Source organism: Virgibacillus sp. W0430, from assembly GCF_051846935.1.
In the GTDB taxonomy this organism is placed as follows: domain Bacteria; phylum Bacillota; class Bacilli; order Bacillales; family Amphibacillaceae; genus JBPYCR01.
The window spans coordinates 197,163-219,070 of the sequence record NZ_JBPYCS010000002.1 but is presented as its reverse complement, the minus strand read 5'-3'; the positions used below and the strand labels follow the sequence as shown (position 1 = coordinate 219,070).

Sequence of the window (21,908 nt, the reverse complement as noted above, 5' to 3'; positions counted from 1 at the left end):
TGGGATACAGTCTTTCTAATGCGGTTAAGCCTGCAAGGGGGAAAGAATTGTCCCAAATGATCCTAAAACCATTACCTAGGAATATTATGCAGCGTCCAAGTAATTGACATATTACTTAACAGACTATTCATGCACAAACTGAGTAACGGATGGTGGCGACTCCTGCAGGAGAAGCATGCGTCTTGAGACCCCACAGCGAGCTGCCTTTGTGAGCGAGGAGGATCAAGCCATGCCCGCGGAAAGCGTCCGCCAGTAGTGGAAGGTAACAGAGTTATTGACAATGAGGTCTTTGTGATTTTTGTAAATTAGTAAGAATTAATAGGCGGAAAAGAAAGCCTAAACATACTATACGAGGGGGGGAGGCTATGCTAACGCTTGAAGGAAGAAAGAAGACAGTATACAAGGCTTTTGGTCTAACAATAACGAGTGATTACTATTTCCCCCAACTTTCAAACGGAACGACGAAAGATGCATTAACGGATGTAGTTATCGTTCAAGCCGATTTAAATTCCTTATGGACGGAATTAAAAAACGGTAATAATCCATTTGTTTTTCATGAAGATTTTGTAATGTTCCATGTGCCTCGTGTTGCTATTTATTTAATCAAGGGCGGTACGGAAATATTTGTATCGCCCATCGGAAAAGTGAAGGAAGAAAATGTGCGCTTTTTTATACTAGGCACGTGCATGGGAATCCTCCTCCTCCAACGAAAAATCCTTCCGCTTCATGGAAGTGCTGTTGTAATAGATGGGAAGGCTTATGCGGTTGTTGGGGACTCTGGAGCAGGAAAATCAACACTAGCTGCCGCATTTATTGAAAAAGGATATCCATTGCTTAGTGACGATATCTTACCAATTACAATGTCAAAAGAGCATATCCCAATCGTGCAACCGTCCTATCCACAGCAAAAGCTTTGGTTGAACAGCATAAAAGCATTTGGAATTGAACAAGGGGAAGGTCGTCCTATTTTTAACCGACCAGATAAATTTACTGTACCCGTTCGGTCTATGTTTATGGAGAAAAGCGTTCCTTTGGCTGGCGTGTTTGAGTTAAGCAAAGCAGAAACGAACAGCGTTCAATTGAGTCCTGTCTATACACGTTTGCATGTGTTGCAATTGTTCCTCCAACATACATATCGTTCGTTTTTGATGAAGCATTTACAGCGCTCGAAATGGCACTTTGAGTATACAACAAGAATAGCTAGTCACATAAACGTCTATCAAATATACCGGCCGATGGAGCGATTTACTGTATATGAATTGGTTAATCGTATTTTGGAGCAAGTCAGGCAGGAATAGTAGAAACAAGTAAAGGAGGTGAATGAATGAAAAAAAGATGGGAAAAGCCAACGTTGGAAGCATTAGAGATGAAGCAAACAAGATGGAATATGTCCATTATGGGCGATGATAGCGACAGCAGTGGAGATTCTTTAGATTCCACAGATGACGTAATGGGCAGCTAAGTAAGGTTTTTGTTTACAGAGGACGTGTGCATCATTACATAAGCCGTGTTAATACAAGCCAATTAACACGGCTTAGTAAAATAAGGAGGAGCCAATTGTGACTTACATATACAGTGCTTTTGGGTTAACAATTTCGAGTGAGTTTTGCATGCCAGAGCTTGAATGTGCAAAACATCAGGAATCCATTGATTTGTTAATTCAAAAGACAGATTTAAGGCCCGTATGGGAACAGATAAAACAAGACACGAAACGGTTTGTTGTACACAATAATGTATGCTATTTTGAAGTGCCGAATCTTGCAATTTATGCGATTAAAGATGGGACGCAAATTTACGTTTCGCCTATGGATGGGGTGGAAGAAAATCGTCTTCGAATATATTTGCTCAGCTCTTGTATGGCTGCAGTTCTAATCCAACGACAGATTCTTCCTTTGCACGGCAGTGCGATTGAGATTGATGGCAAAGCATATGGTATCGTCGGGAGTTCAGGGGCAGGGAAATCAACGATCGGCTCCGCATTTTTGCGTAAAGGCTACCCGTTAATTTCCGATGATCTTATTGCTATTACATTTAATAAACAGCACATCCCGTATGTAACACCGGCCTTTCCGCAGCAAAAGCTATGGCACGATAGCTTGCATTATGCAGGAATGGATGCGGTCCAATACAATCCGCTTGTCAATGGTGGCTCAAAATATGCCATCCCGATAAATGAGCAATTTGTCAAATGCCCGTTGCCACTCCATGGCATTATCGAGCTAATCAAAACAAAGGAACAAGCAATTACTTGGAAGCCGGTCAACTCGTTTGATCGAGTGCGCTTGCTTTATAAGCATACCTTTCGTAAGTCGATTCTATTTCAATACGATTTGATTCAATGGCATTTTGAATTAATGACAAGGCTTGGGGAAAATGTGCCGATGTTTCAGTTAAAACGACCGATGGATCGATTTACAGCTACTGAATTAGCAAGTACTGTGCTTCGGCACATGACAGAAGGAGGAGAAGAAGAAAGTGGTAAACAAAATACAGCTGCATCAATTGGTTAGTCAAGTGGATGGAAATGTTGTTAGTGATATGGATGGCGAAAAGGTCATGCTTAGTATCGCCAACAGCAAATATTACAATCTCGGTCAAATCGGCGGAGTAATCTGGGAGCAAATTGAATCATCCATTACAATTCAGGCGCTGATTGATCGTCTCGTTTCCTTATACGATGTAGATGAAGAGACGTGTAAACAAGAAGTGTTCGCATTTTTGAGTCATTTACATGCAGAAAACCTTATTCTTTTGAAGGAAAGCACGGTTTAACATGGTTGCTCATAAAATAAAGCTTTTTTTCCGTTTGAATTGGAGAAAAAAAGCAATCTTGCTAGAAGCCTATTTTTACCTAGGATTAGCAAGAGTTATCAAGCTGTTGCCGATGTCCCGGATTGCACCATTATTAGGCAAAAAATCAGAGGAAACGAGCTTTTCTGTACGTAAGGAAGAGAGAGAACAGCTTGCGAGCGTATCCGAATCGATTCATATGATGTGCCGATACACTTTTTGGGAAAGTGCATGCTTAGTCCGTGCGATCGCAGCACAGATGATGCTTCGGCGGAGAAAGATAGCGAGCACCCTTTATCTTGGAACAGGGAAGGATGAAACAGGTGCGTTTATCGCACATGCTTGGCTACGAAGTGGACCGTATTATTTAACTGGACGAGAAGGAAGAAGAAAGTTTACGACAGTTGCAATGTTTGCAAAAGACCAGCCTGGAGTTGAAAAAAATGTTTAATCGGCTAAATATGGAGCGTGTACCAAAAGAGGTAAAGTATATTTTAGCATTGCTAGGCGAACGTGCATACGATGAGAAGCTTTTGGAAACGGTTGATTGGAGCTTGTTTTTACACCAAGCTAAACATCATCGTGTTTTTCCGCTGCTTTACCCTCGGATAAAAGAGAAGAATCACATTCCGAATGAGATTAAGCGTTCCATGAAGCAGCTTTATGAAAACAATACCTTTCAAATGCTATTTACGTGTGCCGAGCTTGTCCGGGTGAATCGTTTATTTGCCGAACAGCATATTCGTGTTCTCTTTATGAAAGGACCGGTAATGGCACAGCAGTTATATGGAGAAATTTCTAACCGTACATCGAGTGATATAGATGTCCTCATTCCGATGAAGCAGATCGACGTGGCTGACAGAGTACTAAGCGCAAATGGGTATAAAAAGAATGATTATATCGATACGGTACTCGGGGATTGGAAGTGGCGCCATCACCATGTTACTTATTTTCATGAGAGAAAAAAGCTGAAAATAGAAGTGCATTGGAGGTTGAATCCCGGACCGGCGAGCGAGCCGTCTTTTGCGGAATTATGGAAAACCAAGTGTGCGGTCAAGCTTACAGGATCACCCGTATATACGCTTAACAAGGAATATTTATTTTTATTTCTAGTAGAGCATGGTGCACGTCATGGATGGTCGCGCCTCCGGTGGATTTATGATATAAAGCAGTTAATTGAGCAAAATCCCGACTGGAAAACCATTTCAAGGCTACTTAACAAGTATGGTGCAAAAAAAGTTGGTGGGCAAGCACTTTATTTAGTACACGCCTTTTTCCCACAGACAAGTAAAAGCGCGCATGCATTTACGATTCATCGTCGCTCTAAGCAATTGGCTCAGTCGGCTATTTTTTATTTAGAAACGATGATTAACTTACATAATGAACCACTTCCTGAACAAGTCTCCGCCTATCATGCTTCGTATTTATTTGGGAATATGTCATTTAAACAGCGAACACTATTTATTATGAGCTTTCTATACCCATATGCAGAAGATAAAGAGACATTGGCCTTACCAAAATCGTTTCATTTTTTATATTTTGGTCTACGTCCGTTTCTAGTGTTATGGCGTAAATGGAAAAAAGGTGGAGAAGCTGAAGGAGCGAATTCCGCATGACAGCGATTATCTATTTTCTTAAAAAAATGCACGGATATGCTGGGAAAAGGATGTATTTCAATCTATTTGGCATGATGCTGATGGGTTTTTTGGAAGGGGCGGTTATCGTACTACTCGTTCCGATGTTAAGTATAACTGGAATCGTTGATGTGAACTTGAGCAGCATACCTTTCCTGCATAAATTATCGTTTCTTAAAGAACTGCCAATTTCGACTGCCTTGCCGTTGCTTTTGAGTGGGTTTGTCCTCCTAATTACAGTACAGCATTTGCTGTATCGTCAAATGGCAATACGAAATACAGTTATCCATCAAGGGTTCCTTAGATATTTGCGAACGGAGACGTATCGATCTGTCCTTTATTCAAACTGGGACTTTTTTATTAAAAGGAGAAATTCCGATATTATAAACTTACTTCGTACGGAAATAAACCGCACGGCAACAGGGATCACTTCCTTGCTAAAATTTTTCGCGACCTTCATTTTTACAACGATCCAAATCGCACTTGCTTTCTTTCTATCTGCAAAAATTACCGCACTCGTATTACTTTGTGGAACGCTGTTACTCTTGTTTAATCGGCGGTTTTTCAAGAAATCACTAGCGTTAGGTAAAAGAAATTATACACTTGGAAAAGATTATGTTGCAGGGGTAAGTGAGCAAATCAATGGCATAAAGGACGTAAAGAGCAATACGTTGGAAGCATCTCGAATGAAATGGTTTCTGTCTATTACTGAAAAAATGCAAAACGAACAAGTAAATTATACAAAATTAAGAATGACGTCCCAGCTATATTATAAAATAGCGTCCGCGATACTCATTGCGACTTTTATATATGCTGCTGTACTGCTGTTTCAAACAGAAGGTGCGCAGTTACTGCTCATTATTGTAATTTTTTCTAGACTTTGGCCAATTATAGCCGATATACAAGCATCAATTGAAAAGATAGCAACGAATATACCAGCATTTGAAGCTGTGAAAAGCTTACAAACGGAGAGTATGCGAGCAAAAGAAATAGATGCATCAAGTAGTAACCGAGAGCAGTATCCACTTAACAGTACAATAACGTGTCAACACGTATTTTTTCGTTATGACAAGCAACGCGATCTTTATGCTCTAAAAGACATTAATATTGTACTTCGAGCAAATGAGATGACGGCGATTGTTGGTCGATCCGGTGCAGGAAAGAGCACGTTAATTGACGTGGTTATGGGACTAAACGAGCCAGAGAAAGGTTTTTTTTTAATTGATGGTAAACCATTAAAAAAAGACGATTTAATCGCTTGGAGGCGTTCCATTAGTTACGTTTCACAGGAGCCTTTTTTATTTCATGCTACCATCAGGGAAAACCTAAGCTTAGTAAAATCATCTGCAACGGAAGAACAAATGTGGGAAGCGCTTGCGTTTTCTTCAGCTGCAGAATTTGTAAAAAAGCTCCCACATGGTCTTGATACGCTAATTGGTGATCAAGGATTGAAGCTCTCAGGTGGCGAGAGACAACGCCTCGTCCTCGCACGAGCGATCTTACGAAACCCGTCCATTCTCGTATTGGATGAAGCGACAAGTTCACTGGATACAGAAAATGAAGCGAAAATCCAAGCTGCCTTAGATCGTCTTAAGGGGAAAATGACGGTTATCGTAATTGCCCATCGTTTATCAACGATTCGAAATGCGGATCAAGTAATTGTGCTAGATGAAGGTAGAGTAATTCAATCAGGCGGATTTCGTAAGCTTGCCGAGGAGAGAAAGAGTATGTTTCATCATCTGCTGCGAAACCAAGTAGAAGCAATGAAATAAATGTTGAAAATTAGGCTGTACGGGAGCGGATCGTGTGAGGACTGTACGAAAAAAGATACGAATTAGTATATTGTTATTCTGTTTGTTTATTGTATTTTATACGATTTGGGACAATCAGCGAATCAAAATTGTGCAGCAAGATATTGAAATCGATGACCTGCCCGTACAATTAGATCGGTTTTCGATTTTACAAATTACGGATTTGCATGAAAAGGAATTCGGCTTACACCAGAAAAAGCTCCTGAAAGCAATTAAATCGCTGAACTACGATGCGATTGTCTTCACGGGCGATATGGTAAATTATGAAGATGAGTCAAATGCGCAGCCATTCTTCTCGCTTTTAAATGAATTACAAGGTGTGGACATGTTTTTCGTGCTTGGTAATGCGGATCCACCAAGTCATGAGACGTATTCGCCTATTAAAAAAAGCGAATTTATAAGAGGAATTGAAGAAAGAGGCGTCAAATTTGTCGAAGCGGTTGAATCCATATCTGTTGCTGGGGCTATCGTTCATTTTGTTGCATTTGAATTATCAATTATAAAAGAAGCGAAAGATATTGGAACGATTAATGGAGTGAATTATCCTTCCTATGTACATGATGCACACTATAAAGCGTATCAAACAGAGCAATGGCAAAGTATTAAAGACGTAGTAGAAAGTCGGGCATCCACGGACACTTTAATTGCGCTTACACATTATCCTATTCCTGATCAACGCGTAGATTATATCGCAAACGATGGAAAAACAGAGTGGGTAGATTACGACTTAATAATTGCAGGACATTATCATGGCGGTCAAATTCGACTTCCGTTTATTGGAGCGCTGTTTGTCCCAGATCCGTGGTACGAATCAAAAGGTTTTTTTCCCCCACGCGACCGAGTTAATGGTTTATGGGAAGTAAATGGTGCGAAACAATATGTAAGCACAGGGCTAGGAAGCAGTGAATCTATTTCTGTATTAAACTTTCGCCTATTTAATCCACCGGAAATTAACTTACTCACTTTAAAGCGTGCAAAGGAAACCCTTCAAAAGTAAACATGCCTCATAAGCAACTATACTCGTTTGTGCTTATAAGGCATGTATTATTAATGGCGTTTATGCAACCATAGAACCCCTGTCTTCGCTAGTCTTGGTAATAGACCAGTGAGTGATTTTTGGAACATACTCCCAAAACCGTCTGACTTTCCTAATGAGCCGAGCGTACCACGTAATCGGATTTCTTTTGGCTTTTTCGGTTCTTTGCCATGAAATATATCGTATAAAACTTCCGCAACTTGTTCACCTTGTTGACCGGCTAATTGTCCACTCGGTGAGAATTCAGAAGAAGCACAGTCACCAATTACATACACGTTTTCTTTTTCCGGTACTTGATAAAAATCATTTACAATTATTTTGTCTTGATTGTCCTTTTCAAATGGCAATGCACGTACGAGATAGTGCGGCTGTACACCAGCTGTCCATATAGTCACATCGTTCACATAACAAATGCCATTATTACAAACGCCATCTTTTTCAACGTATTCAACATTTGCATGGTGCAATACTTCCACATCGTTCCTAATAAACCAGTCGGCAACATACGCCTGGACCTTAGGGTCAAAAGCTCTTAAAACAGAGCTGCCACGATCGAGTAGTCGAATATTTAAATCTGGTCTGCTTTCTCTAATTTCAGAAGCAACCTCGATTCCACTTAATCCTGCACCAACAATAGATACTTTCCCATATGCTTTTAAATTCCCGATTGCAAGGCCTGCATGTCGTGCTTTTGAGAAGGTTTGAACACTTTCTGTAAATTCCTCCGCACCATCAATGCCGTGATAATTATCTTCACAACCAAGTCCGATTACTAAGTAGTCATAATCTACATTTCCACTTTTATCTTTAAAGGAGATTTGCTGCTTATTTATGTCAATTTGATTAACCTCAGCAAATATATATTGGACATGATCATGAATAGGAAAAGGTGCACGTACATCTTTATCGGCAGCTGTGCCGGCCACAATTGTATAAAACTCTGTTTTCATCGAATGGTACGGGTTTTTATCAATGACGGTTATTTGCAAATCCTCTGGTAAATGCTGATTTGTTAAAGCTAAAAGCAATTTAAGGCCGCCATAGCCTCCGCCCAATATGACTAATTTCTTCATGGAAATGACCCCGCTTCTCATAGTAAATATTAAAGACGTTCATTCGTACAAAAACGATAAATTGACAGAGGGAAAAGAAGGTAGAAAGGTGTTACGTTAATTGCTCCTCTTTCCTCAGAGACTGTAAAAATTTATATTTTAATACTCAATTAAAGATTAACAAAAAAGGCAAAAGAAAACTAGTAATTGTCCATCTTTTAAGCGAACAATTAAGCATACCATGACTGAATCGTTTCATCTGATGGTAATAGAAACGATAGTACCCCGAGTAAAGGTAGAAAGGATATAGCAATCATTGTTGGTGTTAAGCCAATCCAATCAATAAACGATCCGAGAGCAACAGAACCGACTGCGCCCATGCCAAATGCAAGCCCGATAATCAATCCAGACATTGTCCCGATTTTTCCGGGAATGAGCTCTTGGGCGTAAACAACAGCAACAGAAAAGCTGGATAACAATAGGAAACCGATGAGCCCGAGTAAAACAATGGCCATTACTGGTCCAGCAAACGGAAGCACAATTGCTAAAGGTGCAGGAGCGAGCAGTGAAATAATAATAATTGTTCGTTTGCCAAAGCGATCTGCTAACGGTCCTCCTAAAAAGGTGCCAGCCGCTCCTGTAAGTAAAAAGGTGAAAATATATAGTTGGGACTGTGCAATCGATAGGTTGTATCCGTCAATTGCGTAAAAAGCGTAAAAATTAGAAATAGCGCTATGATACCATGAGCGAGCAAATACGATAAAGATAAGCACGATTACAGCGCTTTTTATAGCGCGGGAAACCGTATTTTTATTTTTATAATCCCGCTGCTGTTGTTTTTTATTCTTTGAGACAATAGCTGTTTGTTGTGCGTACCATTTGGCAATATAAATAAGAAATAGAACGGCAAGAAACGCAATTAGCGTAAACCAAATTGCTCCAAATTGACCAAGTGGGACAAGAATTAAAGCTGTAATAAGGGGGGCAAGTGCTTGTCCGCTATTGCCACCAACTTGATAAATGGATTGTGCTAGTCCTCTACGTGTTCCTGCTGCTAAAAAGGCTACGCGAGAGCCTTCTGGATGGAAAGTAGCGGAACCAATCCCAATAAATATAACACTAATTAAGATCGTCCAAAAGTTAGGGGCAAGTGCTAAGCCGAGCATCCCGAACATACTGGACGTCAAGCCGATTGGAAGCGCATATGGCATTGGACGTTTATCTGTATACATACCTACGACGGGCTGCATAACAGAGGCGACCATGTTTAATGTGAAAGCAATAAGTCCTAGCTGCGTAAACGTTAAACCTAATGATATTTCCAATATAGGAAACATCGCTGGAATGACAGCTTGTAAGGAATCATTGAGTAAGTGGCACAGGCCGATAATGACAAGTATCGAGTAAACCGTTTGATTTTCGGAACGCTTTGTTTCAGCTCCTGCAATAGTTTTGTTCATTATTTATCCTTCCTTTTTCTAACGACCGATAAAACTCCGTTTATACAAAGGTATACTAGAAAAACATATCACACTTTAAGTAATAAATCAGTTTACACATTGATTTAATAAAAACACGTATTTGTAAGGTGGTATTTAAAATCTTGAATGACTCTCTTTTTGTATCGATATTTCTATGCTGCGGTTTCCGCCGTTGACATATGCTTCGCTTTCTGTGGGCAACGCCTCAACTAATTTAGGTAGTTTTTCAAACTTCCTAAATGGATTTTCGGCTGTTGCTTTTCCCACTAGAGTCTACGCTTATGTCAACGGCTAGTGGTCATATACGAACGATAGAAAGAGCTCTTTAAAAAAATTTTATTATCTAAAGCAAACTGACGATCCATTATTACGTCGCTGATGAAAAAATTGCTTTAACTATGCTGCGGTTACCACCGTTGACATATGCTTCGCTTTCGACTCAACAATCGTATTTTCCGTATGTAAATAGTCAAATACAAAATCTTGCTAGCATTTTAGAGGAATATAGCTCTTAATTGTATTTTCATGTTAAAGTTAGAATAATTAAATAATAATGAGCCCAGCCCGTAAGGAGGGAATGCAGTGGACAAGCAAGGAGTAATTTGTTTAGGTGAGGCGCTGGTTGATATGATTCCAACCAATACTGAAAATACATTGTATCGCAAAAGTGCCGGTGGTGCTCCGGCAAATGTGGCTGTTGGAGTTGCCAAATTAGGAGAAAGGTCTACGTTTATTGGAAAAGTTGGCGACGATAGCTTAGGGCGTTTTTTACAACACACACTAAAGCATTATGGGGTAGTAGTGGAGCATATGCAGTTTACTTCCAAAGCCCGCACAGGAATTGCCATTGTAACAAATGCGGGAGATGGTGAACGAAGTTTTGAGTTTTTTGTAAAGCCGAGTGCAGATCAATTTTTGCAGGCGAAGGAAATACATAAAAAGATCTTAGTTAGTCATCGAATATTGCATGTTGGATCGATCTCCATGATTACTCCTGCCGCTAAAAAAGCGACTGAATATGCTGTTAAGCATGCAAAAGAAAATAAAATGCTTCTTTCTTATGATCCAAATTTGCGTCTCGATTTATGGAAAAATGCGAACTCCGCCCGAGAGACGATTACATCTATGTTGTCCAAGGTAGATGTTGTCAAACTTTCAAAGGAAGAGTTGCAATTTATAACGGGAGTATATTCAATTGAAAAAGGATTGGAAAGACTAGAAAAATATGAACTGCCTTTGCTCTTTATTACGCTTGGAGCAGAAGGATGTTACGTTTGTACAAAAGAAGGTTATGCACATGTTCCCTCAGCTCGTGTAAAAGCAGTGGACACAACAGGAGCGGGAGATGGTTTTATGGCCGGTATTATTTACTCTATCATCAAAGGGCATAAAAGTGTAAACAATGTATCGATTGAGGATGCGATTAAAATGGCAAGACTTGCAGTTGTTGCGGGGGCGCTCACCGCGTCTAAAAAAGGGACTATGGCAGCATTACCAACTATCTCGGATATAGAAGGATTCAATAATTAAAATAGACCTCCCTGCTAGCATTTCATGAGGCGAGCAGGGAGATTGGTTAATTCATTAGTGAAGCTACGATCTCATAGGAACGAAGACGATCTGCATGATGATAAATTTGTGAATTAATTATAAGTTCATCTGCCTGTGTCGCTTCTATTAACGTAGTAAGTTTTTCGCTTACTACTTTTTGATCGCCAACAATCGTTGTCTGTGAATGTAGTGTTTGTTCAATTGTCGCCCTTTCTGCTTCTGTCCAGTCCGCTTCATTTGAATCGATCGGAGGCTTTAGCTTTGTTGGCTGCCCTCTACGTAAACTTAAAAATTGCTGTTGCTGAGAAGTCGCAAGTCGCTTAGCGTCAGCTGTCGTTTCTCCAGCAATGATATTGACACCGAGCATTACATACGGCTCGTTCAGCAAGGGTGACGGCTGAAAATTGTCACGATAAAGCTTAATCGCCTGCATCATGTAATCAGGAGCGAAGTGGCTAGCGAATGAGAAAGGTAATCCTTTATGTGCTGCAAGCTGCGCACTAAACCCACTTGACCCTAGAAGCCAAATCGGAATGGATAGACCTTCTCCAGGAATCGCACGAACATAGCCAGTTGGTTTCGCAGAAAAGTAGTTTTCTAGTTCATTAACTTGCATTGGAAAATCTTCTGGGTTTTGATTAAGTGTTCTTCTTAGTGCATATGCAGTCGCTTGATCGGTTCCAGGTGCTCGTCCAAGACCTAAATCAATGCGTCCTGGATATAGCGATTCAAGCGTACCAAACTGCTCAGCAATGACTAAAGTAGCGTGATTCGGTAACATAATTCCTCCAGCGCCCACACGTAGCTCACTCGTTGCACCAGCAATATGTCCAATTAGAATCGATGTAGCGGAACTTGCAATTCCTGGCATATTATGATGTTCGGCAAGCCAGTAACGGTTGAAGCCCCAATTTTCTACGTTTCTTGCTAAATCGACACTATTCGGAAATGTTTCCTTCGGTGTGCTTCCTTCTATGACAGGGGCAAGGTCTAAGACAGATAAAGGGATATTGTTAAAACTCCGTGCACTTATACGTTTCACGATAACTCACTCCTCGTATGTAAATGTTTACGTCCGTTTATATTTGCCATAATGTTCATCTTTAGACAACGTAGGGTTGTTTGCATTGGTATAAGCTGTCTACTCCGTGCTTTGGTGTACGGTTTATTAAGAAGGATACGCCTTTTACAATCGATCGTCCATTATTTAGCTTATTCATTGAGCGATTTTATATTGGCTGCCTTGATTTTTTTTAACGTATGCCGATAACTATAGTGGAGATAAAAATGGGCAGCGAGCATGACGATTTGCTTTTGTAAGTACAGGGGGTAGCAAGATGGACAAAACATCAGTCATTGGTATTTTACTAGGAATGATTGCGATTGGAATCGGAATTTGGTTAAAAGGTGTAAGCTTACTAGCATTAATTAACCCAGCTGCTTTATTAATTATTTTTATTGGAACAGCAGCATCGGTTTTAATAGCCTTTCCTATGCGGACAATTAAAAATGTTCCCCAGCTACTGCGAATTATTTTCACTGAAGAAAAACACGGGAACATGAAACAAATGATTAATCAGTTTACAGCGTGGGCAGAGCTTACACGTAGAGAAGGCTTACTAGCGTTGGAAGGAGAAGTGGAGGAGGTAGATGATCCTTTTTTACACTCTGGTCTCCAGCTGGCGATTGATGGCCAAACGCCAGACTTTATACGAGAAGTCATGCTTGAGAAGATTGACGCGATGGAAAAAAGGCATGCAGAAGGTGCGGCTGTATTTTCCCAAGCAGGTACATATGCACCAACCTTAGGCGTACTCGGAGCTGTTGTCGGCTTAATAGCTGCTCTTGGAAATATGCAAAATATGGAATTATTAGGAAGTGCAATATCTGCTGCCTTTATAGCAACGCTCTTAGGGATATTTACGGGGTATGTATTATGGCATCCGTTTGCCAATAAGCTAAGAGAAAAATCAAAAAATGAAGTGCAAATAAAAGAAGTAATGGTGGAAGGTATTTTATCCTTAACTACGGGCGATTCACCGTTAGTTATTAAAGATAAGCTGAGTTCGTATTTATCTTCTCGAGAAATAAAGAAGATGGAACAGGAGGCATTTAATGAGACGGAAGAAACAGAATAAGGAAACAAAAATCGATGAATCCTGGCTTCTTCCTTATGCCGATATGTTAACGCTTTTATTGGCTTTATTTATAATTTTATTCGCTTTAAGCGAATTAGATACAAAACGATTTAAAGAATTATCCCATATTTTCCAAAATGAGTTTTCTGGTGGACAGGGCATCATTGAGGATGGAGAGCGTCCAGTTCCAAAAGAAGGGCCAATTGAGCCGAATAAAGATGAAAAAGAACAAGAAGAGCATAAAGAAAAATATATGGAAGATAATCCAGATCAACTCGAAGCGATCCAAACTCAAGTTGATTCTTATATTGCTGCTAATCATTTAACCGACGTATTACATACAAAATTAACAGGGGACGGTTTATTAATAACAATTAAAACAGATGTAACATTCGATACTGCTAGTGCAACGGTCAAACCAGAAGGAGTAGAAATAGCGAAAGAGGTAGCCGCAATGCTCCACACCGATCCACCATTAGAGATCGTCGTTAGTGGACACGCAGATGATCGACCGATGTACAATGAAGAGTTTGCCTCTAATTGGGAATTAAGTGCAATGCGGGCAATTCAATTTATGAACCTATTATTAAAGGACACAAAGCTTGATCCCAGTTCATTTAGTGCAAAGGGATATGGAGAATACCGTCCAATTGTCCCGAATACAAGTGAAGAAAACCGAGCAAGAAACCGTCGTGTTGAAGTGTTGGTTGAGCCGAACAAAGAATTGGCTAATTAAGCAGTATAAACGTTTTGGATGGAGGAACGAATTACTGTCCGACAGTCGTTATATGTAGTAACGATTTTAAGTGAGATGTGTCGAAAACTGTTGTAATTTGTCAAAAATTCATATAATATTAAAAAATAATAAATTGATGTAAAAAAATAAACGACTCAAAAGATAACCCGAAAAGCTATAGAGTCTAACGTGCTCGTGCACACTGCTTAATACGTACCAATCCGTTTTGGAGCATACTTGGCCATTTTATCTTATTAATTAATGGCCGCAGTTTTAACGTTAAACAGGTATACAAACACATGACTACAAGGTTAAACATAAAAGGAGCGCTTTACATGACCCAAGTAATCGAAAACAGAAATCATTCAATTAAAGAATTGCTAAATGGAACGACAGCCGCACTAAAAATGGTTGTACCACTAGAGCACGAGTTATCAAAACCGTCGTTGCTACAAAAGTCTTTCAACCTACAATTTGGTGTGTTCATCGGAATTACCGGAGATATTAAAGGAAAGCTGATATTAGAAGGCAATATGGAAACGTTTGGGAATATAGGACAGACAATGTTCGGTATGCCTATTGAACAAGAAATGCTCCGTTCTTTTAGCGGTGAGCTTGGGAATATGCTGGCAGGAAATTTATCATCCATAATTGAACAGAATGGAATAAACATAGATATTACCGCTCCTACAATTTTGCAAGGTGACGCTGAATTATCGGGCTATGAATTAGCGATTAAAATGAATGTTGATTTTTATGGTACAGGAGATATGGCGATTTATTTGCTCGTTGATTAAAGATTATGTTTAATAACGATTCGCTACGTTTAATATCAGATTAATACACGTGATTAGCTCTGGGAATATATATGTTCCTTGATAAAGCGATGTTGCGCTCCGGATGTACTCATTTGTCTTGCAGATGGTCATGTGCCTTGAAAATTCGTTTTTTGGAGGTGCACAAGCCGGCTGCGTTTAATGAACAATATATACTTATTATATTTCAGAAAGGAACTATTGAAGGAATGTTTATTAACGTTTAATCTTCTGTTCCTTTCTTTCCTCTAACCGCTTCAATGTGTCTATTTAAAAAATGATTTCCTAAAATGTTAACTATTTAAAGGGAAACACAGTAATATGTCGTATATTACATACAAATACAATACTATTACTGAGTAAGTAGTTCATTAAATGCGAAGGCAGGTTGAAGCGATGAATGAAATACATTTTACTGAAAACGATATTCAAAATAGAATCAAGCGCTGTCAAGTAAAGTTGGATACAGCCGGCTATAGTGGACTTGTAATTTCAGCAGAAGCTAATATTAATTATTATTCCGACTTTCATACGCACGCGCCGTGGACAACAATGACACGTCCGATACTGTTGTTTATCCCTGTAATTGGAATACCTGTATTGTATGTTCATGTTTTCCAATACCCGGATGCAAAAGCAATTGCTAAAGGATGTGAAGTGCGTTATTTTGAAGGGATAGGCGGACCTGCTCTGTCAGAAATGATAGGTATTATGGAAGCATTACATATGATAAAAGGTAAGATAGGCTTTGAAAAAGGATATGAACAATTAATAGGAATACAAATAAACATGTACGAATCGCTGAAACAAAAGCTGTCACAAGCTGTGTTTGTTGACGCATCTGATCTCATATGGAGTCAACGAATGATCAAGTCGGAAAAGGAAATTGCTTGCATTAAACGAGCGTGTGCTGCAACGAGTTACGCACATGATCAAACGTTTGCTCATATACATTCGGGAATGACAGAGATCGAAATAGCTCGCATCGTGCAAAAGTATATGCTGGAAGGTGGAGCGCATTACCCTGGCTTTGTAATTATTACCTCGGGACAGGGAAACTATGAACGAATGAGCAAAACAGCAACAAGCCGGATTGTTTCCAAAGGGGATTTTATTCTTCTTGACCTTGGTGCAAAATATAAAGGGTATTGGTCGGACTTTTGTCGAACAGGGTATGTTGGAAAACCATGCTCCAAACGCACAGCTTTTCAGCAAAAGATACATGAAGTGACGATGCGAACGGCAGAATACCTACGACCAGGCATTCAAACTTCAGAAGTTGCAACGATATGTGCAAGAGAAATGGGGAAGGCTGGGCTTTCTGCCAGCTTTGAATGTGGAAGGCTAGGACATAGTATGGGGCTAATGAGTACGGAACCACCGTCTGTCATAGTTAATGATCATACGGTTTTGCAAGAGGGAATGATTATTAATTTGGAGCCAGGAATTATTAATGAGCTTGGTGCTTTCGTGCTGGAAGAAAATATCGTAATTACAAAAGATGGATACGAAATCTTATCAGGTGGGAGTAGAGAGCTTCATCAAATTGGATAAGTTGAAGATTCCCATTATAATCTAACGTATATTCCGTAGACTATTCAGTATGAGTAAAATGTTTGTGGGGGAACAGATGCACGAATCTAACTAGATAATATGTGATCAATTATACTTCGAACGATATACACATGAATAACACCGTTGATTTTCACTGTCCACGGAAAGCGTAGTGTATATCTACTGCGGTCGGTAGGAAGCAATACTAAAATTAACGAATACAAAGAGAGGTTTTTTTACTTCTTAAAATAACACCCACAAATACTTGACTCAATCGACTATTCATTCAAACTAGTTGCTACTGCTGTTTATCTTCTATAAAATAGGATAGTAATGCAACTTTTAGAAAAGAGGATATACAATGACAAAACCATCCATTTATGGATTGACATATACACAGCTGACGAATTGGCTACTGGAAAATGGTGAAAAGAAGTTCCGTGCACAGCAAGTATGGGATTGGCTTTATAAAAAGCGTATAGCGCAATTTTCAGAAATGAAAAATGTGAACAAGCGATGCATACAATTGCTGGAAGATAATTTTGTGATGCAAACGTTAGAGCAGGAAATTAAACAAGAATCCTCCGATGGAACGATCAAGTTCTTATTTAAATTACAGGACGGAAATTTAATTGAAACGGTTTTAATGCGTTTTAATTACGGTCTTTCTGTCTGTGTTACGACTCAGGTTGGCTGCAATATCGGCTGTACATTTTGTGCGAGTGGCTTATTAAAGAAAAGCCGAGATTTATCGAGTGGTGAAATTGTAGAGCAAATCATGAAGGTACAGGCACACCTCGATCGTCAAGGGAAAGAGGAGCGTGTCAGTCACATCGTTGTCATGGGAATTGGCGAGCCGTTTGATAACTTTACTAATTTAATGGACTTCCTTTACATTGTTAATGATAATAACGGTTTAAATATCGGGGCAAGACATATTACCGTATCGACCAGTGGATTGGCGCATAAAATTTACGAGTTTGCCGATACCGGTATTCAAGTGAATTTGGCAATTTCCATTCACGCACCAAATAATGAGTTGCGTACGAAAATCATGAAAATTAACCGTGCTTTTCCAATTGAAAAGTTGATGAAAGCGGTCGATTACTATTTAGAAAAAACGAACCGCAGAATTACGTACGAATATATTATGCTTCATGATGTGAATGATCATGAGAAGGAAGCAATTGAGCTCTCGAAACTATTGTATAACCATCGCCATCTTGCATATGTAAATTTAATTCCATACAATTCAGTAGATGAACATAATCAATATCAACGAAGTAAAACAGCCACAATCCAAAACTTCTATGAAACATTAAAAAAGAATGGAATTAATTGTGGTGTTCGCTGGGAGCAGGGTGCAGATATAGATGCTGCCTGTGGTCAGCTTCGAAGCAAGCAGATGAACAAAAGAGCATAAAATAGGTAACGAATTAAGGTCACTTCTATTCATATAGGAGTGGCCAAAATTAGTGCATTTTATGATTGAATATTTTGAATAAAGGGTTCGGAGTAAAGGTGTACATAAAGTATTACGTATAAAATTAGGAGGGACCAGCGTGGGTGAGATGCTAAAGCAGCCAATGCTCAGTACGGAACGGCCAGTTCATTCTTTTAAAGTGTATACGATATTAGTATTTTGTGTAACATGCTATGCAAGTTCGTTTGTTTTCGGTGCGTTGCTTGTAGATGTATTTCATCCGGTTGCGCTCGCTTTCCTTCGACTCGTATTTATTAATATCTTTTTACTATTCGTAGGCTGGCGCTTTATGATGCGAGCGAAAATCGCCTTTCATTTGTTGCTTGTTTTAGCATTAGCAGGGTTTATCGGAATTTCACTCAGTCATTGGAGTATGTATACCGGTTTAATGTATACAGATCCGATCACAGCTGCATTAATATATGCACTTGGACCATTGTTAACCTCGTTAATTACGTATATATATTTAAAGGAAAGACGAAAAGTGTATTTTTGGATTGGAATTGTAATTAGCTTTTTTGGTGTTTCACTCGTCGTATCAGAAGGTGGTGCGTTCACACTGCATATAGGAAAAGGAGAAGGGCTTATTGGTGTTACGATACTAACGTATTCAATCTATCTTGTACTTGTAGAATATTTATCGAAGCATCTAAAGCCTATGATCATAACCGTGTATACGAGCCTTTTTGGGCTTATATTATTTTTTCCTTTTTTACGCTTGGAGCATTTTCAGAAAGTAACACATATTGATCTTAATTATTGGTTACTACTCATTGGTACAGCTATTTTGACGAATGGTATTTGTACGATTTTATGGAATGGAGCAGTACGAAAAGTTGGTGCATCTGCTTCATCATTGTTTCTAAATATGGAGCCTTTTGCTGCAATGGTTATCGGATATATTGTCCTGCACCAAATTGTACAGCCAATTCAGTTGATCGGCTCTTTTTTCATTATTACGGGTGTAATCATGGGAACTCGCGCGGGAAGGAAGGAGCAATTAAATAAACAAGTAAGTTGAAAATGTTGTATAGGTGAATAAAAGAGTATCGGCAGTTAGTAGTTCAATCGATTGATGTAAACAGTAAGACAATTCAATAAAACTATTTTACGAAAAAGGTGATCTCGATGTAGAATCGTGGTCATCTTTTATAATGCCTGTTATTAGCTTAAATGCTATTACCTAATAAGTCTAAGCTGCTAGGCCATAAATAATATAAATAAAAATTACGGCTGCCTGTTTCGTTATAATAATAGGAAATTAACGCAAGCAAACATGTAAATTATATACAACAAAATGTTAACGATTGTTTACATTTTGTAAAGGTTATTATACAATGGACAAGCTACGATGGAAAGGGGACGTGTTCATGCTTCGTAATCGGGTAAGAGAATTAAGAGCTCGCGATCAGTACTCTCAAACAGAGCTGGGGAGATTAGTTGATGTAACGAGGCAAACGATTGGGTTGATTGAAAAAGGCGATTATCAACCATCGATTACATTAGGGCTAAAAATTGCCAATGTTTTTCAGCTCCCTTTAGAGGAAGTTTTTTGGTTAGCTAAGGAAAAGGAGGAATCAGATTAATGGAAAGGATATTGCGATCTCCTTTTGTAATGATGGCAATGTTAATATCGATCGGAGTAGTTTATGTAGGAGTAGAGGAACAATGGGCTTTTGAACTGTTTTTATATCCGGTTATTATCTTTTTTGTTACGTATTTAGGGCTCTTAATTTATCATAATAAAAAATATCCAAACAAGAAAATAAATATTATCACGTATATTCCGTATGAGCTTAGAGAAGAAGATGAGGGGATGCAGTGGGCAACCTATAAGGCAACACGTAAAGTGTACATATTCTATTATTTTGCTATACCAGCTAGCATTGTTTTCGTAACTATTTTACATACTGTTATTCCATATATAGCTATATGGATATTGGTCGTATTAGGTGTAATCCAATATTTTATTTATTGGTATGAAATGCGTACTTTGTTGAAAGAGGGGGATGAGGAGTGTTAATAACGTATTTAATTATTTTCTTAGTTGCAGCGATACCGTTTTTTGAACTAATAACGATTGTTCCGGTTGCCATTGTTGGGGGATTGCCGGCCATTCCAGTGATGATTGTCGCTTTTTCGGGCAACTTTTTGACGATCCTATTACTAATCGTATTTTTAGATAAAATTCGCAGCTGGATGAAAAAACGTAGAAAGAAAAAGACAGAATCGAAAAGGGGTCAGCGAGCGCAATCATTGTGGAATAAATATGGACTACCGGGACTGGCGTTCATTGGGCCGTTTTTTGTCGGCAGTCATTTATCGGCTTTTTTAGCATTAACTTTTGGTGGCACACGGAAAAAAACGTTTGTTTTAATGACAGCAAGCTTACTTGCTTGGACAATCGTTCTTGGATCAGCGGCACATTTTGGCTTCGGTTATTTTATTGCTGATGAAGAAAACTTAGGATTTATTACAAGGCTATTAAAGATTGATTAATGCTACTACAGTGCTACGTTTCAGTTCGCATCTTTTCGAAAAATGACATCTTTCAACTCGTCTTCAACCGTCGAGTCAGCCATCGGAACTTTTGCGCGGTAGGCTGCACGTAATATGAGGTGTCCGGAAACAGGAGCTGTAATAAATACAAAAATAATACCGAGCAACAACCGGACACTTACATACGCTTCGTCAAACCAAAAATAAAGAAAGGCACCGACGAGTGTAATTAAAACAGCAAGTGTCGTTGTTTTTGTTGCGGCGTGTGCCCGCGTATATGCGTCGGGAAAGCGGATGATTCCTATTGCGCTAATCACGCTAATAATGCTTCCAATTAAAATGAGTAATGCACCGATGAGCTCAATGCTTTCGTTTCCGTTCAATAATAACACCTCTTTCGATAAATTTTGAAAAGGAAATCGTACTAATAAATGCTAAAATCCCTAATATTAAGATTACTTCTAGAAACGCCTTCGTTTGGAATAAGATTGAAACGATTGCAATCGCTGAAATTAAATTAACTCCGATAACATCCATTGCAATTACACGATCTGGAAACGTAGGGCCAACGATTGCTCGTATTAACGTAATTGCAATAGCAGCTCCAAATAAGAGTAAAGATAGAATTAGAATAGACTTAATCATTAGCGCGTCACCTCCATAATCGCTTTTTCAAATCTTTTTAAGGAACGCTCTAAATCGCCGCGGTATCGATTAATATCCATTGCATGAATGTAAAACGCATTGCCCTCTGGCGTTACTTCCATTACGACAGATCCTGGCGTTAAGGTGAGGAGAAGAGCAAGTGTCGGTACTTCCCACTCTCCTTTTAATACCGTTTCATATTTAAAAATCCCTGGTTCAATATCTATTTTAGGACTCACTATTTGTTTGATAACGACAGCACTTGACAGGACTAATTCCCAAATGAATATAAAAATTAGTTTTATCACGGAGAGTAATCGATGTAAATAAAAACGCCCACCAAAAAAACGACGCATTAAAAATACAATCGCAATACCAACAATAAACCCAGCGACAAACGTTTCAAAACGAAATACTTCCTCATCCTGAAACAGAACCCATAGCAAGGCTATAAATAAGTTTAAAATAAACTGTGCAGGCATCCTTTTTCACCTCGTTAATACGGATGTGTCCGTATGGAAATAAGTCACAGAACAATTAGTATTCAAAAAATGATGCGCCAATGAGTAGATACGTACGCAACATAAAAGTCCTCCGCTGTTACGTATATATAGTGCCACTTAGCGATTCATACACTTTTTCTAAGCTAAAAGCATGCAAGAATGGGAAGGAAATCGAAGTTA

At 39.1% G+C, this 21,908-nt stretch carries 24 protein-coding genes; 18 read left to right on the top strand and 6 right to left on the bottom strand.

What is annotated here, in order from left to right:
* Positions 1-365 precede the first annotated feature (365 nt).
* The 8 genes from ACLIBH_RS02110 (at position 366) to ACLIBH_RS02075 (ending at position 7,232) form a co-directional block, all read left to right on the top strand.
* On the top strand, positions 366-1,298 hold the full coding sequence (locus ACLIBH_RS02110) for an aldolase (RefSeq protein WP_439315011.1): 933 nt from the start codon (positions 366-368) through the stop codon (positions 1,296-1,298).
* Positions 1,299-1,324: 26 nt separating this feature from the next.
* The gene (locus ACLIBH_RS02105) at positions 1,325-1,462 is read left to right on the top strand and encodes a hypothetical protein (protein WP_439315010.1); all 138 of its coding nucleotides are present in this window, start codon (positions 1,325-1,327) and stop codon (positions 1,460-1,462) included.
* 97 nt (positions 1,463-1,559) lie between these two features.
* Entirely contained in the window at positions 1,560-2,510 is a 951-nt protein-coding gene (locus ACLIBH_RS02100; protein ID WP_439315009.1) for an aldolase, read from the top strand.
* A 28-nt stretch (positions 2,511-2,538) separates the two neighbouring features.
* Positions 2,539-2,772: a lasso peptide biosynthesis PqqD family chaperone gene (locus tag ACLIBH_RS02095; RefSeq protein ID WP_439315036.1), complete on the top strand. Its 234-nt coding sequence runs from the start codon at positions 2,539-2,541 to the stop codon at positions 2,770-2,772.
* A 1-nt stretch (position 2,773) separates the two neighbouring features.
* A complete protein-coding gene (locus tag ACLIBH_RS02090) occupies positions 2,774-3,241 on the top strand; it encodes a lasso peptide biosynthesis B2 protein (protein WP_439315008.1) in 468 nt (155 codons plus the stop codon).
* A complete protein-coding gene (locus ACLIBH_RS02085) occupies positions 3,225-4,406 on the top strand; it encodes a nucleotidyltransferase domain-containing protein (protein ID WP_439315007.1) in 1,182 nt (393 codons plus the stop codon). Before ACLIBH_RS02090 ends, ACLIBH_RS02085 begins: the two co-directional genes overlap by 17 nt.
* Positions 4,403-6,196 carry an ABC transporter ATP-binding protein gene (locus tag ACLIBH_RS02080; protein ID WP_439315006.1) on the top strand — a complete coding sequence of 598 codons (1,794 nt, stop codon included), beginning with the start codon at positions 4,403-4,405 and terminating at the stop codon, positions 6,194-6,196. Before ACLIBH_RS02085 ends, ACLIBH_RS02080 begins: the two co-directional genes overlap by 4 nt.
* Positions 6,197-6,230: 34 nt before the next feature.
* Positions 6,231-7,232, top strand: a complete 1,002-nt coding sequence (locus ACLIBH_RS02075; protein ID WP_439315005.1) for a metallophosphoesterase — start codon at positions 6,231-6,233, stop codon at positions 7,230-7,232.
* A 50-nt stretch (positions 7,233-7,282) separates the two neighbouring features.
* Here the strand turns inward: ACLIBH_RS02075 and ACLIBH_RS02070 are convergent, their stop codons facing one another.
* Both ACLIBH_RS02070 and ACLIBH_RS02065 read right to left on the bottom strand, forming a co-directional pair.
* Positions 7,283-8,344, bottom strand: coding sequence for an NAD(P)/FAD-dependent oxidoreductase (locus ACLIBH_RS02070; RefSeq protein WP_439315004.1), 1,062 nt, complete (start codon positions 8,342-8,344; stop codon positions 7,283-7,285).
* Positions 8,345-8,553: 209 nt separating this feature from the next.
* Entirely contained in the window at positions 8,554-9,783 is a 1,230-nt protein-coding gene (locus tag ACLIBH_RS02065; protein ID WP_439315003.1) for an MFS transporter, read from the bottom strand.
* A 603-nt stretch (positions 9,784-10,386) separates the two neighbouring features.
* Between ACLIBH_RS02065 and ACLIBH_RS02060 the strand changes: the two genes are divergently transcribed.
* On the top strand, positions 10,387-11,334 hold the full coding sequence (locus ACLIBH_RS02060; protein ID WP_439315002.1) for a carbohydrate kinase family protein: 948 nt from the start codon (positions 10,387-10,389) through the stop codon (positions 11,332-11,334).
* 46 nt (positions 11,335-11,380) lie between these two features.
* On the opposite strand, the gene ACLIBH_RS02055 is transcribed toward ACLIBH_RS02060, so the two are convergent.
* Positions 11,381-12,397, bottom strand: a complete 1,017-nt coding sequence (locus ACLIBH_RS02055; RefSeq protein WP_439315001.1) for an LLM class flavin-dependent oxidoreductase — start codon at positions 12,395-12,397, stop codon at positions 11,381-11,383.
* Positions 12,398-12,692: 295 nt separating this feature from the next.
* Between ACLIBH_RS02055 and motA the strand changes: the two genes are divergently transcribed.
* The 9 genes from motA (at position 12,693) to ACLIBH_RS02010 (ending at position 20,580) form a co-directional block, all read left to right on the top strand.
* Positions 12,693-13,493, top strand: coding sequence for a flagellar motor stator protein MotA (gene motA, locus ACLIBH_RS02050; RefSeq protein WP_439315000.1), 801 nt, complete (start codon positions 12,693-12,695; stop codon positions 13,491-13,493).
* Complete coding sequence (gene motB, locus ACLIBH_RS02045; protein ID WP_439314999.1) at positions 13,471-14,229, top strand: flagellar motor protein MotB; 759 nt, start codon at positions 13,471-13,473, stop codon at positions 14,227-14,229. Before motA ends, motB begins: the two co-directional genes overlap by 23 nt.
* 335 nt (positions 14,230-14,564) lie before the next feature.
* Positions 14,565-15,026 carry a chemotaxis protein CheX gene (locus ACLIBH_RS02040; protein ID WP_439314998.1) on the top strand — a complete coding sequence of 154 codons (462 nt, stop codon included), beginning with the start codon at positions 14,565-14,567 and terminating at the stop codon, positions 15,024-15,026.
* Between the two features lie 414 nt (positions 15,027-15,440).
* Positions 15,441-16,598, top strand: a complete 1,158-nt coding sequence (locus ACLIBH_RS02035; RefSeq protein ID WP_439314997.1) for a M24 family metallopeptidase — start codon at positions 15,441-15,443, stop codon at positions 16,596-16,598.
* A gap of 361 nt (positions 16,599-16,959) precedes the next feature.
* Positions 16,960-18,021, top strand: a complete 1,062-nt coding sequence (gene rlmN, locus ACLIBH_RS02030; RefSeq protein ID WP_439314996.1) for a 23S rRNA (adenine(2503)-C(2))-methyltransferase RlmN — start codon at positions 16,960-16,962, stop codon at positions 18,019-18,021.
* Positions 18,022-18,169: 148 nt separating this feature from the next.
* Positions 18,170-19,102, top strand: coding sequence for a DMT family transporter (locus ACLIBH_RS02025; RefSeq protein WP_439315035.1), 933 nt, complete (start codon positions 18,170-18,172; stop codon positions 19,100-19,102).
* Positions 19,103-19,451: 349 nt separating this feature from the next.
* On the top strand, positions 19,452-19,667 hold the full coding sequence (locus ACLIBH_RS02020) for a helix-turn-helix transcriptional regulator (protein WP_439314995.1): 216 nt from the start codon (positions 19,452-19,454) through the stop codon (positions 19,665-19,667).
* A complete protein-coding gene (locus tag ACLIBH_RS02015) occupies positions 19,667-20,104 on the top strand; it encodes a hypothetical protein (protein ID WP_439314994.1) in 438 nt (145 codons plus the stop codon). Before ACLIBH_RS02020 ends, ACLIBH_RS02015 begins: the two co-directional genes overlap by 1 nt.
* Positions 20,098-20,580: a small multi-drug export protein gene (locus ACLIBH_RS02010; protein WP_439314993.1), complete on the top strand. Its 483-nt coding sequence runs from the start codon at positions 20,098-20,100 to the stop codon at positions 20,578-20,580. The genes ACLIBH_RS02015 and ACLIBH_RS02010 overlap by 7 nt, the downstream gene beginning before the upstream one ends.
* Positions 20,581-20,600: 20 nt before the next feature.
* Here the strand turns inward: ACLIBH_RS02010 and ACLIBH_RS02005 are convergent, their stop codons facing one another.
* From ACLIBH_RS02005 to ACLIBH_RS01995, 3 genes are read right to left on the bottom strand one after another with little or no spacing between them, the layout of a single operon-like run.
* Entirely contained in the window at positions 20,601-20,963 is a 363-nt protein-coding gene (locus tag ACLIBH_RS02005) for a Na+/H+ antiporter subunit G (protein ID WP_439314992.1), read from the bottom strand.
* Positions 20,941-21,225, bottom strand: coding sequence for a Na(+)/H(+) antiporter subunit F1 (locus tag ACLIBH_RS02000; protein WP_439314991.1), 285 nt, complete (start codon positions 21,223-21,225; stop codon positions 20,941-20,943). Before ACLIBH_RS02000 ends, ACLIBH_RS02005 begins: the two co-directional genes overlap by 23 nt.
* The gene (locus tag ACLIBH_RS01995) at positions 21,225-21,707 is read right to left on the bottom strand and encodes a Na+/H+ antiporter subunit E (RefSeq protein WP_439314990.1); all 483 of its coding nucleotides are present in this window, start codon (positions 21,705-21,707) and stop codon (positions 21,225-21,227) included. Before ACLIBH_RS01995 ends, ACLIBH_RS02000 begins: the two co-directional genes overlap by 1 nt.
* Positions 21,708-21,908: the final 201 nt, after the last annotated feature.

Coding starts and splice junctions, on each gene's coding strand:
- ACLIBH_RS02105 (WP_439315010.1), top strand. CDS start 1,325: ATGAAAAAAAGATGGGAAAAGCCAACGTTGGAAGCATTAGAGATGAAG.
- ACLIBH_RS02095 (WP_439315036.1), top strand. CDS start 2,539: ATGGATGGCGAAAAGGTCATGCTTAGTATCGCCAACAGCAAATATTAC.
- ACLIBH_RS02000 (WP_439314991.1), bottom strand. CDS start 21,225: ATGATTAAGTCTATTCTAATTCTATCTTTACTCTTATTTGGAGCTGCT.
- ACLIBH_RS01995 (WP_439314990.1), bottom strand. CDS start 21,707: ATGCCTGCACAGTTTATTTTAAACTTATTTATAGCCTTGCTATGGGTT.
- ACLIBH_RS02040 (WP_439314998.1), top strand. CDS start 14,565: ATGACCCAAGTAATCGAAAACAGAAATCATTCAATTAAAGAATTGCTA.
- ACLIBH_RS02025 (WP_439315035.1), top strand. CDS start 18,170: ATGCTAAAGCAGCCAATGCTCAGTACGGAACGGCCAGTTCATTCTTTT.
- ACLIBH_RS02015 (WP_439314994.1), top strand. CDS start 19,667: ATGGAAAGGATATTGCGATCTCCTTTTGTAATGATGGCAATGTTAATA.
- ACLIBH_RS02020 (WP_439314995.1), top strand. CDS start 19,452: ATGCTTCGTAATCGGGTAAGAGAATTAAGAGCTCGCGATCAGTACTCT.
- ACLIBH_RS02035 (WP_439314997.1), top strand. CDS start 15,441: ATGAATGAAATACATTTTACTGAAAACGATATTCAAAATAGAATCAAG.
- ACLIBH_RS02090 (WP_439315008.1), top strand. CDS start 2,774: ATGGTTGCTCATAAAATAAAGCTTTTTTTCCGTTTGAATTGGAGAAAA.
- ACLIBH_RS02065 (WP_439315003.1), bottom strand. CDS start 9,783: ATGAACAAAACTATTGCAGGAGCTGAAACAAAGCGTTCCGAAAATCAA.
- ACLIBH_RS02080 (WP_439315006.1), top strand. CDS start 4,403: ATGACAGCGATTATCTATTTTCTTAAAAAAATGCACGGATATGCTGGG.
- ACLIBH_RS02070 (WP_439315004.1), bottom strand. CDS start 8,344: ATGAAGAAATTAGTCATATTGGGCGGAGGCTATGGCGGCCTTAAATTG.
- motB (WP_439314999.1), top strand. CDS start 13,471: ATGAGACGGAAGAAACAGAATAAGGAAACAAAAATCGATGAATCCTGG.
- ACLIBH_RS02110 (WP_439315011.1), top strand. CDS start 366: ATGCTAACGCTTGAAGGAAGAAAGAAGACAGTATACAAGGCTTTTGGT.
- rlmN (WP_439314996.1), top strand. CDS start 16,960: ATGACAAAACCATCCATTTATGGATTGACATATACACAGCTGACGAAT.
- motA (WP_439315000.1), top strand. CDS start 12,693: ATGGACAAAACATCAGTCATTGGTATTTTACTAGGAATGATTGCGATT.